General features: G+C 59.6%; 14 protein-coding genes, 2 tRNA genes and 1 pseudogene. 8 read left to right on the forward strand and 9 right to left on the reverse strand.

All coding sequences use genetic code 11. The features are described from left to right. Nucleotide 1 precedes the first annotated feature (1 nt). From ACOBR2_RS05720 to ACOBR2_RS05730, 3 genes are all read right to left on the reverse strand, one after another. Nucleotides 2-1,333 (reverse strand): DUF1015 domain-containing protein, encoded by a 1,332-nt coding sequence (locus ACOBR2_RS05720; RefSeq protein ID WP_420239086.1) that lies wholly within the window; start codon nt 1,331-1,333, stop codon nt 2-4. 210 nt (nt 1,334-1,543) lie between these two features. Then, nucleotides 1,544-2,755 (reverse strand): sensor histidine kinase, encoded by a 1,212-nt coding sequence (locus ACOBR2_RS05725; RefSeq protein ID WP_420239982.1) that lies wholly within the window; start codon nt 2,753-2,755, stop codon nt 1,544-1,546. Nucleotides 2,756-2,910: 155 nt separating this feature from the next. Next, the gene (locus ACOBR2_RS05730) at nt 2,911-3,618 is read right to left on the reverse strand and encodes a winged helix-turn-helix domain-containing protein (RefSeq protein ID WP_420239087.1); all 708 of its coding nucleotides are present in this window, start codon (nt 3,616-3,618) and stop codon (nt 2,911-2,913) included. Between the two features lie 217 nt (nt 3,619-3,835). On the opposite strand from ACOBR2_RS05730, the gene ACOBR2_RS05735 reads away from it, so the two are divergent. The 3 genes from ACOBR2_RS05735 (at nt 3,836) to secG (ending at nt 4,848) form a co-directional block, all read left to right on the forward strand. Continuing rightward, on the forward strand, nt 3,836-4,267 hold the full coding sequence (locus ACOBR2_RS05735) for a sulfite exporter TauE/SafE family protein (protein ID WP_420239088.1): 432 nt from the start codon (nt 3,836-3,838) through the stop codon (nt 4,265-4,267). A 134-nt stretch (nt 4,268-4,401) separates the two neighbouring features. Further along, nucleotides 4,402-4,486 (forward strand) — tRNA-Leu (locus ACOBR2_RS05740). A gap of 50 nt (nt 4,487-4,536) precedes the next feature. Next, on the forward strand, nt 4,537-4,848 hold the full coding sequence (gene secG / locus ACOBR2_RS05745; protein WP_420239089.1) for a preprotein translocase subunit SecG: 312 nt from the start codon (nt 4,537-4,539) through the stop codon (nt 4,846-4,848). Nucleotides 4,849-5,537: 689 nt separating this feature from the next. On the opposite strand, the pseudogene ACOBR2_RS05750 reads toward secG, so the two are convergent. Then, a pseudogene (locus tag ACOBR2_RS05750) lies at nt 5,538-6,565 on the reverse strand (IS630 family transposase). A 680-nt stretch (nt 6,566-7,245) separates the two neighbouring features. Here ACOBR2_RS05750 and ACOBR2_RS05755 point away from each other — a divergent pair. After that, nucleotides 7,246-7,428 (forward strand): hypothetical protein, encoded by a 183-nt coding sequence (locus tag ACOBR2_RS05755; RefSeq protein ID WP_420239090.1) that lies wholly within the window; start codon nt 7,246-7,248, stop codon nt 7,426-7,428. 4 nt (nt 7,429-7,432) lie between these two features. Further along, a complete protein-coding gene (locus ACOBR2_RS05760; protein ID WP_420239091.1) occupies nt 7,433-7,951 on the forward strand; it encodes a 3-hydroxyacyl-CoA dehydrogenase NAD-binding domain-containing protein in 519 nt (172 codons plus the stop codon). 77 nt (nt 7,952-8,028) lie between these two features. Here ACOBR2_RS05760 and bshA read toward each other — a convergent pair whose 3' ends face one another. Both bshA and ACOBR2_RS05770 read right to left on the reverse strand, forming a co-directional pair. Continuing rightward, nucleotides 8,029-9,174: an N-acetyl-alpha-D-glucosaminyl L-malate synthase BshA gene (gene bshA / locus ACOBR2_RS05765; RefSeq protein WP_420239092.1), complete on the reverse strand. Its 1,146-nt coding sequence runs from the start codon at nt 9,172-9,174 to the stop codon at nt 8,029-8,031. 93 nt (nt 9,175-9,267) lie between these two features. Beyond that, nucleotides 9,268-10,134 (reverse strand): ChbG/HpnK family deacetylase, encoded by an 867-nt coding sequence (locus ACOBR2_RS05770; protein WP_420239093.1) that lies wholly within the window; start codon nt 10,132-10,134, stop codon nt 9,268-9,270. Nucleotides 10,135-10,276: 142 nt separating this feature from the next. Here ACOBR2_RS05770 and ACOBR2_RS05775 point away from each other — a divergent pair. Continuing rightward, nucleotides 10,277-10,353 (forward strand) — tRNA-Val (locus ACOBR2_RS05775). Between the two features lie 60 nt (nt 10,354-10,413). Here ACOBR2_RS05775 and hydE read toward each other — a convergent pair. Then, on the reverse strand, nt 10,414-11,454 hold the full coding sequence (gene hydE, locus ACOBR2_RS05780) for a [FeFe] hydrogenase H-cluster radical SAM maturase HydE (protein WP_420239094.1): 1,041 nt from the start codon (nt 11,452-11,454) through the stop codon (nt 10,414-10,416). A gap of 12 nt (nt 11,455-11,466) precedes the next feature. Beyond that, nucleotides 11,467-12,888, reverse strand: a complete 1,422-nt coding sequence (hydG, locus tag ACOBR2_RS05785; RefSeq protein WP_420239095.1) for a [FeFe] hydrogenase H-cluster radical SAM maturase HydG — start codon at nt 12,886-12,888, stop codon at nt 11,467-11,469. Between the two features lie 182 nt (nt 12,889-13,070). Here hydG and ACOBR2_RS05790 point away from each other — a divergent pair, with 182 nt between their 5' ends. Further along, nucleotides 13,071-14,525, forward strand: coding sequence for an aspartate ammonia-lyase (locus ACOBR2_RS05790; RefSeq protein ID WP_420239096.1), 1,455 nt, complete (start codon nt 13,071-13,073; stop codon nt 14,523-14,525). Further along, nucleotides 14,522-15,754 carry a [FeFe] hydrogenase H-cluster maturation GTPase HydF gene (gene hydF, locus ACOBR2_RS05795; protein ID WP_420239097.1) on the forward strand — a complete coding sequence of 411 codons (1,233 nt, stop codon included), beginning with the start codon at nt 14,522-14,524 and terminating at the stop codon, nt 15,752-15,754. The genes ACOBR2_RS05790 and hydF overlap by 4 nt, the downstream gene beginning before the upstream one ends. 312 nt (nt 15,755-16,066) lie before the next feature. Here hydF and ACOBR2_RS05800 read toward each other — a convergent pair whose 3' ends face one another. Then, nucleotides 16,067-17,134: a LacI family DNA-binding transcriptional regulator gene (locus ACOBR2_RS05800; protein ID WP_420239098.1), complete on the reverse strand. Its 1,068-nt coding sequence runs from the start codon at nt 17,132-17,134 to the stop codon at nt 16,067-16,069. Nucleotides 17,135-17,186 lie beyond the last annotated feature (52 nt).

The raw sequence follows: 17,186 nt of genomic DNA on the forward strand, positions 1-17,186 counted from the left end.
TTTAGTCGAGCGAGTAGATGGCCAAGCCAGTGAGCAGCTTGGGGAAGAAGTCGGTGGACTTCTGCGGCATGACGTCGCCGGCAAAGGCCACCTGACGCAACTGCTCCATGCTGACCGGATTGGTGAGGAAAGTGATGTTGGCCTCGCCCTTTTTGGCCTGCTCAACGGCGCTTTCGGCCGAGCGCAGGTAGCGAATGTTGGTCTGCTCGCGCACCTTTTCCTCGTCCAGACCCAGCAGCTTGTCAAGAATGATCGAGTGCAGGTGGGTCAGGTCAAGGTCGCGGGTGTGGGCGGGCAGACTGGCCAGTGCGGCGTTCACGGCTTCGGTCTTGGACTTGAGCAGCGTTGCACCCTGGGCCGTGACGGCCACAAAGGCTACGCCGGACTGCGCCTTGAGCGTTGCTTCGTACTCGGCAGCGGTGGCCGGAGCCAGCTTTTCCACCGTGAAGAACTCTTCCGCAGCCTTCAGGAAGGCGGCTTCGTCAAAGCTGGTCAGCGAGTGCACCACACGATGCGTGGGCAGAACCACCAGACCGTCGGAATCCATATTCACGAAGGACATCATGACGGCAGCCTCGGGATACGGAGGTTGCGGCAACTGCGTTGCGGCCAACTCTTTGGACGAGCTCTGCGACTGGGTGGGCGTGTGTTCCTTCGAGTAGTTCAGGGCCGTCTCGTAGCGATGGTGGCCGTCGGCAATGATCAGTTTCTTATCGTCCATGGCGGCAACCAGCGTCTTGATGACGGCCGGATCGCTGACCTTCCACAGGCGGTGCAGCACCTCGTACTCGTCGGTGACTTCCACGTCGGGCTGGCCCGGATTGGCGTAGAGGATCTGATCGACGGAGCCGGCCGGGTCGCTATAAAGCATGAAGATCTGGCCGAAGTGGGCGTGGGTGGCCTTGAGCAGGTTCAGGCGGTCGCCCTTGGGCTTGCTGAGGGTCTGCTCGTGGCGATAGACGATCTTTTCAGCGTAATCGTGCACGTGGCCGATGGCGATAAAGCCGCGGCGTTCCTTGACGATCTGGGTGCCGGGAACCTTGAACTGCTGCGAGTAAGCAAAGATACAGGGCTCGGCTTCCTGCTTCAGAACGCCTGTCTTCTGCCACTCCTTGAGGGAGGCGGCGGCGCGGCTGTAAACGGTCTGGCCGGTCTGGGCGTCGTCTTCCTGCGGCAGGCCCAGAATCACGCGCACCAGATTGTAGGGGCTGCGGTCGTAGTAGGCCTTTTGCATGGCCGGAGAGATCTTGTCGTAGGGCTGGGTGACGACATCGGCGGGGTTGACCTGCTCGGGGTTGTACCGCCAGGCGCGAAACGGATAGATACGGGCCATGAAGCTATGTTCTCCGGTCTTTTAAGGTGGGGTGGGGCCGCCGTGCGCAAGGAATCCAGTCAAGGAATCCTGTCATGGACAGGCGCGGTGGACTTGTACTTATTGTAGAACAGCTGTGCTTTCCCACCCTAGCCGCAAAAACAAAGACGCGGTGAGGGTGGGGCACCCGAAGATTTTTGCTATGGATTAGCGGGATGAATAGGAGTTCAATTACTCGATGGGTTCCCGGGATGTGTCCACGGTGGGAGCCAGCGGCAGGGTGAAGTGGAAGGCTGCGCCCTTGCCCAGCTCGCTTTCCACCCAGACATGGCCGTCGTGGGCTTCAATAATGTGCTTGACGATGGCCAGCCCGAGTCCGGTGCCTCCCGACTCGCGGGAACGGGCTTTGTCCACCCGGTAAAAACGCTCGAAGATGCGGTCCAGGTGCTCGCTGGCAATGCCGGGGCCGAAGTCCTGCACGGTGAACTCGACTTCGGTGGGCAAGGCGCGTGCGCCAACCTTGATGCGGCCACCCTCGCCGGCGTACTTGAGCGAGTTTTCAATCAGATTGCCGAAGACCTGATTCATCTTGTCGGAGTCGACCAGAACCAGCGTGTCGGGTCCACCGGCATTGATCAGTTCGATCTCGCTGTCCATGATGATGCCGCCCAAGTAGGCCACCGCGTCGTGAATCAGCATGCTGGCCCGCATGGGGTGCATATGGAGCTGATTGTCGGGGTTTTCCACGCTGGCCAGGGCCAGCAGGTCCTCGGTCAGGCGGTTCATCCGCGTGGCATTTTTGAGGATGATGCCCAGAAACTCCTGGGTGGTTTCCGGCGAGGGGTTGGGGTCCTCGATCAGCGTTTCCACGTAGCCCTGAATCGAAGTCAGAGGGGTACGCAGCTCATGGCTGACGTTGGCCACAAAGTCGCGGCGGGATTTTTCCGCCCGCTCGATGCGGGTTACGTCATGCAGAACGGCCAGGGCTCCGCCAGTGGGCAGGGGTACGGCATTGATTTCAAAGATGCGGCCATGGGCAAGAGAGCAGGCCCGTCCCACCGAGACTTCGCGTTTTTCGAGCGCGTCCTTGACGCAGGAGAGCAGCTCGGGATCGCGCATGGAGTGGATCAGAGGTTTGCCGGCATGGATCTGCGAGCCCGCCACCCGCTGCATTACGGAGTTGGACCAGCGGACAATGCCTGCCGGGTCAACGGCCACAACCGCTTCCTGCATGGCATTGAGCATGGTGGCCAGCTCATGGCGGCGGCTTTCCAGCTCCTCAAAGCTCTGGCTGACGCGCTCGGCGGTCAGGTTCAGGGCTCGTTCAATCTCGGCCAGCTCATCGTTGCTGTTCATTTGCAGCCGTGCGCTCAGGTCGCCGCCCGCAATCTGGCGGGCAAATGCGCCCACCCGGCGGATGCGACCGGCCACGCGGTCGGCCATCCACAAGGCAGCGGGCAAAGAGATGAGAGCACTGGCCAGAATGGCCCACAGAGGGGTGTGCGCGGACTTCAGGCGCAGCAACAAAGCTGTTGCCGCGCCCTGAAAAAGCACCAGCAGAAAAAAGAGCCCAAAGAGCTTGACGAAGGCCTTTGGCTTCAAGACTGAACCTCACCCTTGGGCAGTTCGAAGCGGTAGCCGGCTCCGCGCACGGTCTTCAGATAGCGCGGATTTTCGGCGTCGACCTCGATCTTTTCGCGGATGCGGCGGACGTAAACGTCGACCGAGCGCGGGGTGACAAAACGGGCGTCGCCCCAGACTGCGTCGAGCAGGTGATCGCGGCTGAAGACGCGGCCCGGATGGCGGGCCAGGTAATCCAGCAGACGGAATTCCGTGGCGGTGGTCGTGGTCAGCTCGCCACGCACCTTCAGCTGCATGGCCCCGGCGTCGATCTCGATTTCGTCAAAATGGATGACCGAGGGCGATGTGGGACGCTCAAAGCGGCGCAGCACGGCCTTGACGCGGGCTACCAGCTCACGGGTGGAAAATGGCTTGGTAATGTAGTCGTCGGCACCCAGTTCCAGACCCAGAACGCGGTCGTTTTCACCGGCGCGGGCCGTCATAAAGATGATGGGCGTGGCCGATAGGCCCTGATGGTTGCGCAAGCGACGGCATACATCCAGACCGTCGCCGCCGGGCACCATAATGTCCAGCATGAACAGGGCCGGAGCCTTGCGTTCGGCGTCGGGAATCAGATTGGTGGGAGTGTGAAAAAGACGGACTTCAAAACCTGCTGCTTCCAGATGGTGTTGCACCAGCCGGGCAATATCTGCATCGTCTTCCAGGACAAAGATGGTTTGGCTCAACCTGTCAGCCCTCATCCCGCGCCTGCGTTTCGAGTAATTCCGATGGGGTGGGCGGGAACTATGAACAGAGTAATGCAGTCAGGCAAACAGATTGCAAACTTTCTGTGAATTTGTCCCGGAACGGGCTCGCTTGTTTTTGGGAAAAGAGTCCGGCGACGGACGGCAGTTGGCTCATTCAAGGCTGCTCCGAGGGCGGAATCGTGATGCATAGCTCCTGTTGCTTGGGGGAAGTTGTACCCTGTTGCTGGCGCGTTCACAAAAGAAGAAGGCGCGCCGGACGGAGCAATTTTCAATGAGCTGGCTGGCGTTATTGTTGGGCGTGCTGGTGGGAGCCGTTTCCGGCGTGGTGGGCATTGGCGGCGGCATTCTGTTTGTGCCGGCCCTGATCGTCTTTTTTGGAATGAGCCAACACAAGGCGCAGGGAACCTCGCTGGGGGCTTTATTGTTGCCGGTGGGTCTGCTGGCCTTTTTGGAGTACTACCGTAAGGGCAATGCCGACCTGCGGGTGGCGGCGCTGCTGGCGGCGGGGTTTCTGGTGGGCGGGCTGGCAGGTGCTTACTGGGCGCAGGACGTCAGCGACCTTCTTTTGCGGCGTATTTTTGCCGTGCTGCTGGTGGCTTTGGGCGGGTGGTTCTTCTTTCAGCGTTGAAGAATGCAGGCACTTCCTTCAGGGGGGAGCCAGAAGAAAGAAAAATTTGGATTTTCCTCAGCTTGCTTCCCGATTGGGGCTGGGGGGCTCTTCCTCGGAGCAGTTCTTTTGCTATACTTACTAAGTTGCCTCGTGCGGAGGTGGCGAAATTGGCAGACGCACTAGCTTGAGGTGCTAGCGCCGCAAGGCATACGGGTTCAAGTCCCGTCCTCCGCACCATAGATCTTCAGCCCGGCCAGCCCGGGCAGACTTGGAAAGCCGCTTCCAGCATGAACATCCTCTTTTACCTCGTGATCGTTGTCCACGTCATTGTGTGCTTCTTTCTGATCGGCGTGGTTTTGTTGCAGCAGGGCCGTTCGGCCGATCTGGCGGGCGCCTTTGGCGGCCAGGGTTCGCAGACTGCATTTGGTCCGCGTGCCGCAGCCAATGTGCTCACACGTCTGACCACTTGGTCTGCCGTGCTGTTCATGTGCACTTCGCTTGCGCTGGTGATCCTGTTCGTGCGCGGTACCGGCCAGAAGTCGGTGCTCGACGGCACGAAGTCGGCTCCGATCAGTGCTCCGGCTCAGCCCGGCAAGTAGTTCGACAAAGTTTCCGCGAAAGCCCCGCCAATCTGGCGGGGCTTTTGTGCTTTTGGCGTACCTTTGAGTGTGACCACGACTGACTCTTCCATGATTCACGAAGGAGGAAGGTCCACATTTATGATGAGTTCCGTCGTTTGTGCAACGACAGTGGGTTTTTCGCAAGAGTGTTTCAGCCCCAAATAACGGGGAGTGCGACAACGCGTGTCAGTTAGCTCATGCTTTCAATAAGACTGGCGTGTATTCGTTGACCAGCGTCTGCTTTCCTGTTGCTTTCTATGGTGCATCGGCTGCTGGCGCAACGGGAGCCCTTGCCGTGGCAAATGCCCCAGAAGTTTACGCTGCTACAGCCGGGGATTATGCGACATGGTATGGTCGGGCTGTTTCGTGGCTCAGCCGCATGGTGGGAAAGACTCCGAGCGGCGCTGGCACAGCAATAGCCGCAGCACCAGCGGCTATATCGCAGTTTTGCAGCAGTCATTGAAATTGAATGGGGCGTCTTCGAGAGTTCACGGAACATTCGAAGACGCCCTTTTTGGGAGTAACTAGGATGATGGTTAACCCTAAATCGGTGGCGTGTCCTGTATGCTCTGTCGCAATTGAGCTATCGCGGTCTGTATTTCTTCTTGATTTCCGCTGTCCGCATTGCGGCGCGGCACTATTGATTCCTGCATAAATAATGCAATGATTCAGCGCAAAGAAATGGACAACTCGGATTGGGCGATGCAGCCGCGCAGTTTTGCCTGCGAGTTCCGAATTCCGTCAATGGAGCCAAGTATGTCTTCCATCAGTTCGTCCACATCCTTTGGGCAGCTGTTGGCCAGTTCCCGCTTGGCCAATGACCAGACGCCTTCGTCTGGATTCAGTTGCGGGGCATAGGACGGAAAGTGCTCGATGCGCAGCCGGGGATGCTTTTCGAGAAATTGCTCGATAGGCTTTCCCTTGTGCGTCGATGAGTTGTCGAGGAGCAGAATGATCGGGCCGCGCAGGAGGCGCGTCAGTTCGCGCAAATACAGACAGACCTCCTCCTGCCCGATGTTGTCGTAAAAAAGAAGATAGTAGAGACCGAGATGATGTCGTCCAGGGCTGACGGAAATTCCCGAGATCACCGAGATCTTGTCGCGCTGTCCTTGGCGATGGCGGTGGATAGGTGTTTCCCCTTGTGGCGCCCAGGTTCTGACCACGTTGGGAATCATCAAGAAGCCCGATTCATCGGCAAAGACGATGTGGGCGCCCAGCCTTGTGGCGTTTTTTTTATACGCGGCCACTCTTTTTGTTTCCAACGCTCGATCTCTTCTTCGTTGCGCTCCAGAGCGCGTCGTTCCGGCTTCTGCGGAGTCCAACCGAGATCGTGCATCAACCGGCCTATGTGATCCGGGTGGTAGCTCACGCCGAACTCGCTCTCGATCAACGCGGCAATGCGTGCGGTGGTCCACAGATTGGTGCGATAACCCTGAGCCATCGGCCCCTTGAGCAACAGCCGAACAAGCTTCTTGCGCTCAGTAGCACCCAACTTCAGGGGGCGTCCAGGAGAAAAACGGACCTGCAAAGCATCGTCTCCGCGCTGCCGTCGAGCATCGCGCCAGCGCATCACTGAACTCGCGTTACATCCTATCTGTCGTCCGACTTCGTTGAGCGAGCAGCCTTCATCCAACAGCGCTAAAGCACGACGGCGACGGTCTTCCAAAAGCTCGGCACTTGCCTTCAGTCTGGGCATAGGGGTACCGTACCTCTGAAAGTATTATTGCATTATTTATGCAGTAGTCAATAAAAGTATCACCGTTATACATGCGTATACAAGTTCTGTTCAGCGTCCTCGTTGGATATGTTCTTGCCTGGAAGATTGGAACTTACGGTCCGCGCGCCTGCTTTGGTATTCCATGGGGATTTTATCTGCTTTGGATACCAATAGGGTTTGTATTTTTGTCGCTTCTGATTCGGATTGTTCCGTTTCTGGTACGCCCTACCCTTGTCCCTCGGCAGCGTTTTGAAAGTCATTTGACGACGATGAATCTCACGTCTGATCCAAAGGACGATCATCCTCCAGACGAGGGGGCATGATCTAGCCGCAAGCCGTCCTCCGGGGCGGCTTGCTTGCGTCTGGGGTCTCCGTGGGCATCCTCGGCACGACGGGCAGAAGAGCGCGGTGCTTTGCACCGGAATGATCGGGACACGTCTCCCCCAGTTGGGAGCTGCACAGCAACCTTGGGTTGCTCGAGAGCAACTTTCTGGCGGAGATGGTGTTTAGATAGGTAGGACGGCCTCAGACACTTGAGCGAATACCCTGCGCTTTTTAAGCACTCCGGTTTACCGGCAAAGAGCGCGCCTCCGAACCGGACCCGCCACAAACGGCTACAATAGGAAGCGTTCCAATCTTCTGCTCGAGGTCTAATGCACATGCCCCTCTCTGGTGAAGCTATCCGCTTGATGAACTACATTGACGATTGCGCCGTGACGCTGCGCCGCGTGATGGCTACCGTGCCGACGCTGACGGTGGAGGAGCGTGCCCGGGTGGCTGATCACCTGCGTGAGGCGCATCCCAGTGCGGACGACGTTCTGAAGGCTCTCAGCGCCGAGTAAGCGCGTGCTGACTGTCGCCATCATCGGAGCCGGCCCGCTGGGCCGCTGGCTTGCCCGCACCGCGGCGTGCGCCGGCTACCGGGTGTTGCTGGAAGACGTGATGCCCTCCAACCTGCACCATGCGCAGGAGGAGATTCGCGCCCAGCTGAATGCCGCGACGCTGGCTTCGGTATGCTTTGTGCGCACGCTGGAAGATGCGGCGCAACCGGCCGATCTGGTGATTGACTGCGTGCCGGACGAACTGGAATCCAAGCTGGAAATCCTGTGGCTGCTGGACCGCATGGCTCCGCCACGCGCCCTCTTTTTGACGCCCACCATGCATCTAGCCCTGGCCGACCTGGCCGCCTGCACCTATCGCCCGGAAAAAGTGATGACCGTAAATGCCAGCCCGCTCGCGTTTGTGGAGAGCATGGGGCCGCAGATCGCACTCCGAGCTACGCAGGCAACCGCCCCCGAAACCATCGTAGAGATCGAAAATTTCTGGAAGAAACTGGGCTTTGCACCGCAGACGGGGATTGAGTAGGCGCGTTTTTTGCGCCGTCCCTCTGGGACCACCGCAGGTGGTCGCGTGCCACGCGAAGCTTTAGCTGAGAGCTGTTTTTACTTCTGTTGTTCAAGCACCTGCCGGTAATAGTCCACGTAGCGGGGAATCACCTTGGTGGTGCAGAAGCGGGTTTGCGCCGTGATGCGGGCGGCGGAGCGCATTTCTTCGAGCTTGGCCGGATGGGTGAGCAGCTCGATTGCGCCGCGGGCCATGCCGTCCACATCGCCGACGCAATAAAGCAGGCCGGTTTCGCCATCGTCCACCAGTTCCGGCACGCCGCCCACGTTGGTGCTGATGGGCACCACGCGACAGGCCATCGCCTCCAGAGCTGCCAGACCAAAGGACTCCAGCTCGCTCGGCATCAGCATCAGATCGGCCAGGGGCAGCAGCTCGTTTACGCTCTCCTGCTTGCCGAGGAAGTGTACCCGTGTGTGAATGCCGAGGTCGTGCGCCAGCCACTCGGCGGCGGAGCGGTCGGGGCCATCGCCCACCAGGATCAGCTGCGCGGGCACCTCTTTCACCACCTGCGCAAAGATCTTGACCACATCGCAGACGCGCTTGACAGGGCGGAAGTTCGACAGGTGCATCAGAATGGCTTCGTCCGGCTTGGCGAGTTTGCCGCGCAGGCAGGCGCGCCGCTCGGGGTCGCGGATGGGCGTGTATTCGTCGCAGTTGACGAAGTTGGGAATCGTCTCAATGGGCCGCGTAACGCTGAAGTGGCGGATCGTCTCCTGGCGCAGATAGTCGCTGATGCTGGTGACGCCGTCGCTCTCTTCAATGCCCAGCCGGGTGATGGGCAGATAGCTGCGGTCGAGACCGACCAGGGTGATGTCGGTGCCGTGCAGCGTGGTTACAAAGGGCAGGCGGCGGCCACGCTTTTCCAGTATCTGACGGGCCAGCAGCGCGCTGACCGAGTGCGGAATGGCGTAGTGCACATGCAGCAGATCAAGATCGTAGAACTCGGCGACTTCGGCCATGCGCGAGGCCAGAGCCAGATCGTAGGGCGGGAACTCGAAAAGTGGATAGTTGGAGACAGGCACTTCGTGATAGAAGATGCCTTCGCTGCGCCCATTCAGACGGAAAGGCTGCGAGTAAGAGATGAAATGTACTTCATGGCCGAGCTGTGCCAGCTCAATGCCGAGCTCGGTGGCTACCACGCCCGAGCCTCCATACGTGGGATAGCAGGTGATGCCGATCCGCATTGCAAAGTCCTATCGTTGAGGAAGTTATTGATTGGACGCAAAAGCCGGGAGCAAAGATGCAAAGAGCCCACGCCGCAGAAGAGTACGGGCAGTTTACCGGGCGATAGCCGCGAAGGAAGCCAGCTCAACTTGAGGATGTGCAAGCACGCGGGCCAGCGCCGTGCGTTCCTGCTCGCGCGAGGCCAGCAGACGGGTGTTGGCGTGGGCCAGATCGGCGTCGTTATAGCCGGGATGCGAGACCAGTTCAAAGGTTCCAGCGGTGGGCAAAGCTTCCAGCAGGGCGTCGACGGCTGCTTCATCGAGCGTGCCGGTGGCCAGCACACCCAGAGCTCCATCGGTTGTCACAAATCCTTCTTCGCAGACAATGTGTTTGAAGCGGCCTTCGAGCAGGCGCAGGGTATTGACTTCCATGCGGCGCAGCCAGGGGGCGGCGGGTGTGGCGGCCACGCTCCAGGCTGGTTCAAAGGGATTGCGCACCACGCTCAGGCCAGCCCGTTTGGCTGCTCGCAGCACGGGGCGCAGCACAGCCGGAAACATATGTGTGTGCTTGTGGGTGTCGATGTGGCTGAGCCGCACGCCACGCTCCAGCAGGGAGCGGATCTGCGCTTCGGCCTCGGCTTCGATCTGCGCGGCGCGTTGCCGGGCGGTGCTGCCGTCGCGCTCCAGACCATGCAGCCAGCGCAAAAATCCACCCAGTTTGGGGCGAAAGCGGCCAGTGGTGGGATCGGCCAGAATTTTTTCGGCGGGAGAGAGCAGTGGTTCGCCATCGACCAGAACCACATGGCAGCCAACGCCGAGCGTGGGTGTGGTCAGGGCCAGTTGTACGGCCTCATCGGTGGCAAGTGCGCGGGCCATCAGCGTGGTGCTGGTGAGCGCACCGCTGGTGTGCAACCCGGTAATGGCGCGGTTTACGCCGCTCGTCAGTCCAAAATCATCGGCATTTACAATCAGTCTGGCCACAGCATAAGTCTATCAAGCAGACGATCTTGCAGTAGCCCGCAAGAAAATCATCGCAACAAAAGAAATCCACTGTTGGGGCATGCTGCGCGAAAACAGGATCGCTGATAGAATGAATTCAGCCCTTCGTGGTTGCCCACCCAAGGGGCGGTTAGCTCAGTTGGTTAGAGCGCCTGCCTTACAAGCAGGATGTCCGGGGTTCGAGTCCCTGACCGCCCACCAATCCTTACGAAAATATCAAAAGAACTCAGGCAGAGTGTGCGATTCTGTGCGCTTGCATGCTTATGGCCGTGCGCTTCTTCCGCCCGGGCCTTGTCCTACGCTGCGGCCGATGCCTTGAATGCGATGGCGCAGGCAGGTGTTGCATTGTTGCGCATCCTCCTGCACGCAGGCTCTGCCGGGGTAGATCTCATACATCGGACGGTAGGGGGCGGGCGTCAGGATGGGCATGAAGGCATTTCCGCCGCTCAGCAGACCATTTTCGCGGCCGTTTTTGCTGTTGATCGTCGCCAGCGCGGTGGTTGCGGGCAAGTTTGCCTGCGGGCAGACAATGCGCGTAAGCGCCAGCGTCTTCAGCACCATCTCTTCCGTTGCGGGCACCTGATCGGCTGTAGCCAAAGATGCAGCATGCGCCCCCAGAGGCGTTTCGGGATGGGCCAGAAACGGCCCGATGCCAATCATGTCCAGATCGAGTGCGGCAAAGCATTCAATGTCGCGCGCCAGCATCGTGTAGGACTGCCCGGGAATGCCGACCATGACTCCGCTGCCGATTTCGTAGCCCATTGCACGCATCTGCTTGAGTTGCCCGATGCGGTCGCTGGGCATTGCGCCGCGCTGAGGGTGAATGGCTGCATAGAGTGCGGGGTCGGAGCTCTCGAAGCGCAGCAGATAGCGGTCTGCGCCGGCGTTTTTCCAGAGCAATAACTCATCCTGCAGGCGCTCGCCCAGGCTCAGCGTGACGGCCAGAGGCATTTCTGTTTTCAGGGTGCGAATCAGCGCGGCAAGACCCTCGGCTTCGATGCCGAAGTCTTCGCCGGCCTGCAAGACAACCGTGCCAAAGCCTAGGTGCACTGCCTGACGGGCGCAAGCCAGAATCTCTTCGCGGCTCATGCGGTAGCGCAGGATGGTGCGCTCGGCACGCAGGCCGCAGTAGTGGCACTGGCGCACGCAGTGGTTGGAGATTTCGATCAGGCCGCGCAAGTGTACCGCATCGCCCACATGCTCCTGGCGCACTTGATTGGCGCGCGCAAACAGCGCTTCCAGTTGCTCTGGATCGCTTGCGCGCAGCCAGTCAAGAATCTCGTTGTGGGTTAGCTTGGCCATTCGTGTTGTCGCTCAAAAGAACAGATCGCGCTTGCCGTCTTCGATCTTCTTCAATTCCTGCATTGTTTTTTCGCGCACCTGTGGATTGGGAATATCGGCGAGATGCCGCGCGATGGCCTGTTCACCGAGCGTGCGCGTCTCGGGGCTGGCGTAGTCCATCAGATATTCCTTGAGTGTGAGCAGGGCATTGGGTTGGCAGATATTTTGAATTTCGCCGCTGCGGGCCAGCGCCATGAAGCGGTCGCCGGTGCGCCCGGCGCGGTAGCAGGCCGTGCAGTAGCTGGGGATGTGGCCCGACGCGCAGATGTGACGCAGGATTTCGTCGGGGGTACGCAGGTCGTGTACGGCAAATTGCGGCGTGTTGTCAGCGGGCAGCAGGGGCAGGCCACTTTGCATCGCATCGAGACGAGCTTTGTAGCCGCCCACGCCTACGCAGGATCCGGCGCTCATCTGCGAGATGCCAAGGTCAATCAGTTGGTCGCGGAATTCCGGATCTTCGCGCGTGGATAAAATCATGCCGGTGTAGGGAACCGCCAGGCGTAGCACGGCGACAATCTTGCGGAACTGCTGGTCGCTGGGAATGTGCGGGAAGCGCGCGAGGTCAACGCCGCTCGCCATGCGCATTCTAGGCACCGAGAGGGTATGCGGGCCGAAGCCGAATCTGGCTTCCAGATGCTTTACAAACATGATCTGGGCGACGACCTCAAAGCGGTAGTCATATAGGCCGTAGAGAACGCCGGAGCCAACGTCGTCAACGCCGCCCTCGATAGCGCGGTCGAGCGCCGTGGTGTGCCAGTCGTAGTCGCGCTTGGGGCCGCGATGCAACTGGTCATAAGTGGCGCGATGAAAGGTCTCCTGGAAGAGCACATAGGTGCCGATGCCAGCCTCTTTCAGCATGCGGTATTCTTCCACCGTGGTGGCTGCAATCTGCACGTTGATGCGGCGGATGGAGCCGCTTTTTTCGACGGTCGCATAGATCGTCTGCATGGCTTCGAGCAGGTATTCAATGGGCGTACGCACCGGGTCTTCACCCATGTCGAGCATCAGCCGCTTGTGGCCCATGGCTTCCAGCGCTCGGGTTTCTGCGCGAATTTCTTCCATGGTCAGGCGCTTGCGCACGGCATCGCCACTGGCGTGGTAGCCGCAGTAGGCGCAGTCATTCACGCAGTAACTGCTCAGATAGAGCGGAGCAAAAAGTACCAGCCGCTTGCCGTAGATTTTCCGTTTGATGGCCAGCGCAGAGGCAAAAATCCGCTCTAGTAGCGCTTCGTCTTCCAGTTGAATAAGGGCCGCAACCTCGCGTGGTTCAAGGCCCTTGAGCGCTTCTGCCTTGTCGAGGATGCGGCAGATTTCAGATGGTGGAGTTGTGGCTGTTTCCTGCAAATGCGCGTGGATGCGCGGTTCATCGATGAATGCTGTCGTGCAGAGGTCCATGGCAAGCTTCCTTGGCCGCGCACTGCGCTGAACTGGAGCGTGGCAAAAAGAATACGAATCTGCCCGGATGCTACCACCGAAAAAAAGATCCTGGTGTGATGCCGGCTACGCTGCAAACTGGCGTTGCTGCGCCATGATTGCGTCATGACGTGGTGTACTGGATTGGTCCCGAGGAGTCGTTGATGAATCCGTCGCGTGTGGAATCTGATGCTCTGGGAGAGCTTACGCTGCCTGCTGATGCGCTGCACGGAATCCATACGGCGCGTGCGCTGGGCAATTTTTCGCTGGCCCGTCAGCCTCTTCATCGTGCGCTGGTGCATGCCTATGGCGAAGTGAAGCTGGCCTGTGTGCTTACCAATCGTTCGCTGGGCGTCTGGCAAAAGGATTCTGCCAAGGCCGATGCTATCGAGCAGGCTTGCCGTGAATTGAGTGAGGGATTGCTGGACGCTGCAATCGTGGTGGATGCGCTGCAGGGCGGCGCGGGAACCAGCACCAACATGAATGTGAACGAGGTGCTGGCCAATCGTGCTCTGCAATTGCTGGGCAGGCAGCCCGGCGAGTACGGCGTGGTTTCTCCGCTTGATGACATCAATCTGCATCAGTCCACCAACGACACTTATCCGACGGCGCTGAAGCTGGCGGCGATTCGGTTGCTGCGCCTTCTGGAAGGCGCCGTGATCGCGCTGCAGGAGTCGTTTCAGCGTGCGGAAAAGCGCTTTGCGCACGTCGTGAAGGTGGGGCGCACGCAATATCAGGATGCAGTGCTGACCACACTAGGGCGCGAGATGAGCGCCTATGCCGAGGCCGTCAACCGCGACCGCTGGCGCATTTACAAATGTGAAGAGCGGCTGCGCGTAATCAACCTGGGTGGCACGGCCATTGGTACGGGAATTGTGGCTCCGCGGGAGTATATTTTTCGCGCTACCGAACAACTGCGGGCACTTACCGGCATTGGTTTTGCCCGTGCTGAAAATTTTGTGGAAGCGACGCAGAATCTGGATGTTTTTGTCGAGGTTTCCGGCATGCTGAAGGCGCATGCCGCCTCGCTCATCAAGATTTGCGGCGATCTGCGCCTGCTCTCTTCGGGACCCGACGCGGGCCTGGGTGAGATTCGTCTTCCGGTGCGGCAGGCAGGCTCTTCCATCATGCCGGGTAAGGTGAATCCGGTGGTACCGGAGGCGGTGACGCAGGCGGCGATGCTGGTGCTCGGCAATGATCAGGTCATCACCATGGCCTGTGCTGCCGGAAGCTTGGAACTCAATGTTTTTCTGCCGCTCATTGCCCATTGCCTGCTGGGGAATCTGGATCTGCTTGCGGCTGCTGACCGCATGCTGAGTGCGGAGTGCGTGGAGGGAATCGAGGCCGATGAAGCGCGCTGCAGAATGCACGTGGAAAACTCCACGGCGGCGGCCACGGCGCTGGTTTCCGTGCTCGGCTACGCACGGGCAGGCGAGGCGGCAAGTTATGCACGGGCGCAGGGCAAAACGCTGCGTGCCGTGGTGCTGGAAAACGGCTGGATGAGTACTGCGGCCTTCGATGCCTGCATTAGCCCGGAGGCGGTCTGTCGTCTAGGCACACCGGCGCAGGGATGGAGTGAGGGAGGGGAGGAAAAATTGCCGGAAGGAGGCTCGGAATGAACACTGCACCCAAGGGACTGCGCCTGCACATTGGCATCTTCGGTCGCCGCAATGTGGGCAAATCCAGCCTGCTGAATGCGCTCATGCAGCAGCAGGTTTCGATTGTCTCCGTCGTTGCGGGCACAACCACCGACACCGTGGAAAAAGCCTGCGAGTTGCAGCCGCTGGGCCCGGTTCTATTTCTGGATACGGCGGGGATCGACGATGAGGGCGAGTTGGGGAGCTTGCGTGTGGAGAAGGCGCGCCAGGCAATCGAGCGCACCGAGTTGGCGTTGCTGGTGGTGGAACCCGGTGGATGGCAGCAGTCCGAGGAGGATCTGCTGGAGGAGTTTACCTCGAGGCAGATTCCGGTGATCGTTGCCATCAACAAGATGGACGCGGGCTTCCGCGAGGATTCGTGGCAGGAAATGCTGCATGCAAAACAACAACGCATGGTTTTGGTTTCCGCACGCACCGGGCAGGGACTCGGTGAACTGCGTCAGGCGTTGCTCGATCTTGTTCCGGCTGATTTTATCGATAGTCCATCGATTGCTGGCGATCTGGTGGGTCCAGGCGAACTGGCAGTGCTGGTGGTGCCCATCGACAAGGAAGCGCCCAAGGGGCGGCTGATTCTGCCGCAGGTGCAGACGATCCGCGACCTGCTCGACAGCGATTCCATGTGCATGGTGGTCAAGGAGCGTGAGCTGCGTTTGGCGCTCAGCCGGTTGAATGTGCCGCCAAAGCTGATAGTGACCGACTCGCAGGCGTTTTTGAAGGTGGCTGCCGATGCGCCTGCCGCTGTGCCGCTGACCAGTTTTTCTATTCTGATGGCGCGCTTCAAGGGAGATCTTGCCCGCCTGGTGGAGGGCACCATGCAGATCGAAGCGCTGCGTGCGGGCGATCGCATTCTGATTGCCGAGTCCTGTACGCATCACCCCATCGGCGAAGACATTGGCCGGGTGAAGATTCCCCGCTGGCTGACGCAGTACACCGGAGTGAAGCTGGAGTTTGAGCACCAGCAGGGGCACGATTTCCCGGCGGATCTTTCCAGCTACAGTCTGGTGGTTCACTGCGGAGCCTGCATGGGGAATCGTCGCCAGATGCTCGGCCGCATGGAACAATGCCGACAGGCGGGCGTTCCCATCACCAACTACGGCCTGACCATTGCCTATTCGCTAGGGATCTTTGCCCGGGCGCTGGAGCCGTTTCCTGATGCGCTGGAGCAGTACCAAAAGTTTTGCGGTAAGTGAAGCCTGAACTGGACGGTGGAATCTTTCCTCAGGGGCTTCATAGGTTGCGGAAAAACTGCAGGTGCGGAGGGGGCGGGGGTATTCATGCCCCCGAAACTGGCTGGCCCCCCGAATGTGCCTTCAGGTGCGGGTATTTTTCGACACACACAATGCCTGCGAAAAAACAGGCTATGGAAAAAGGTCGAATTCATGCAAAGTTGAGCAGAATTGTCCCCGGGGCTGAAGCCCTGACTCTGCGCCTGAACTTTTGCGAGGGTTAAAACCCTCGCCTCCCTCCGCAAAGAGTTTTTCCGCAGCCGGTGAAGCTGGGGCTTACAGCTTAGCTGCTCCAGTTGACTCGCGTACCACCAGTTCCGGCTGCAGAACGATCTCTGACTCGAAGGGGTTTTCGCGGTTGGCGATGCGTTCCAGCAGAACCTTGGCACCCAGTCGGCCCATCTCGGTGAGCGGCTGGCGTATGGTCGTTAGCGCGGGCGAGAAGTAGCTTGCCGAGAGAATGTCGTCAAAGCCTAGCACGGAAACATCGCCGGGCACGCTCAGTCCCACGTCGCGTAAGGCGCGGATGGCACCGATGGCGGCAATGTCGTTGAAGCAGAAGACGGCGGTGAAGTTGCGGGTTTTATCGAGCAGGGCGCGCATGGGTTTGTAGCCGATTTCCGGGGCCATGGGGTGCACGCCGGTCTTCATGGACCAGCCTGCATCGTCGATGTGGCTGACCAGTGCCGGGTCCAGCTTGAGCCCGAGCGCTGCGGCTACCTTCTGAATCTCATCCCAGCGCACTTCTGAGTCGGGAATGGCCTTGGGGCCACGCATGAAGGCGATGCGTCGATGGCCCAGGTCGAACAGGTGCCGGAGCGCCCGCTCGACGGCAACATGATGATCGACCACGATGTTGGTCACATTCCCGGCCTTGCTGTGCGAGGAGATGGCCACCACGGGCGTAGGAACGTCGATTTTGTCGGCCGGGGTGTTCAGCAGTAGAAAGCCATCCACCGAGCGCTCGACGAACATGCGCGGATACTGCTCAATGAGTTCGCTCTTCCAGTCATGGCAAGCGGTAAAATAAAAGTAGTGGGCCTTGGTCAGCTCATCGACTACGCCACTCATTACGCGGGTAAAGTAGCCTTCGCTCAGGTCGGGAGCGAGCACGCCAACGCTCATCGAACGGCTTTGGCGCAGGGAGCGGGCAAAGTAGTTGGGACGGTAGTTCAGCTTGCGGGCTGCCTCCACCACGCGGTCGCGCGTCTCCTGAGGAATGGAGCGGGCCGAGGGCGAGTTGTTCAGCACCAGCGAAACGGTGGTCTGCGAAAGTTGCAGATGTTCAGCCAGCATCCGCAGGTTGACGTGGCCTGGCGGAGTCGAAAGCTTTCTTGGTCCCATACACGATTTGTAACATGCCGAAGAGTGTGCAGAAAACGAAGAAGTTGCTTTA

The organism is Telmatobacter bradus (genome assembly GCF_048629425.1).
GTDB classification, from domain to species: Bacteria; Acidobacteriota; Terriglobia; order Terriglobales; family Acidobacteriaceae; genus Telmatobacter; species Telmatobacter bradus.